We start from the raw sequence: 1,034 nt of genomic DNA, 5'->3' as shown, positions 1-1,034 counted from the left end.
GAGGAGGGTTTATAAAGAAAAAATTAGAGTCTAGAAAGGCGGTAAGACGTGGCCGACGTAATCGTCACACCCGTTACAGAAAGCCACGATTTCTTAATCGCAAACGTTCAGAGGGTTGGCTTCCACCCAGCTTAGAACACAGGATTTCGACGATTGAAACATGGGTAAAGCGATTAACCAAGTTTTGCCCGATTAATGAAATTTGGGTTGAAAGAGTTAAGTTTGACACTCAAAAAATGCAGAAACCTGAAATCAGTGGTGTTGAGTACCAGCAAGGAGAGCTAGCTGGTTATGAAGTTAGAGAGTACTTACTAGAAAAATGGGGAAGGGAATGCACTTACTGCGGCAAACAATCCGTTCCACTGCAAATCGAACACATTCAAGCAAAGTCATTGGGCGGAAGTAATTCGGCAAAGCCGACGCTACGCGAACGAGTCAGTAATCTTTGCTTAGCTTGCGAAAAATGCAATAAACGGAAAGGAAACAAACCCATAGAGGAATTCCTAAAAAATAAGCAAAGTTTACTCCAAAAAATCAAAACTAAAGCCAAGCAACCATTATTGGATGCAGCAGCGGTAAATACAACTCGTAACAAGTTAGTTAAAGTACTCCAAAATATCTTGCTTGTAGTTACTGGAACAGGAGCGCAGACCAAGTATAACCGGATTAAACTAGGTCTTCCTAAGCAACACGCTTATTGATGCTGCTTGTGTTGGGGATATTGAGACCTTGGTCTTGAAAACCTCTCAGCCACTGTTGGTTACTTGCAAGGGACAGGGAGGGAGACAGAAAGCAGCACTTAACAAATACGGTTACCCCATCAGACACAACCCATTGAAACCAATTAAAGGCTGGGTCACTGGGGACATAGCCAAGCATCAAAAACTAGGAATAGGCAAAGTCACCCCTAGAAGCAAAGGAAGCTTTGGATTTACCCCGTTAGGAACCAAGGGCTACAAAAGTTGCAAGCCTCAAGATATATCGGCAATACACCGAAAAGATGGATACACTTATGGCTTTTACTAGTATCTGCC

1 protein-coding gene is annotated in these 1,034 nt (G+C 42.7%); it reads left to right on the top strand.

Annotated elements, in window-relative coordinates:
- Nucleotides 1-701, top strand: a 701-nt coding sequence (gene iscB, locus F6K49_RS52715; protein WP_293111093.1) for an RNA-guided endonuclease IscB, incomplete at its 5' end; no start/stop codon positions are given.
- Nucleotides 702-1,034 lie beyond the last annotated feature (333 nt).

It is taken from the genome of Moorena sp. SIO3I6, assembly GCF_010672095.1.
This window is presented reverse-complemented; position numbering and strand designations above follow the sequence as displayed.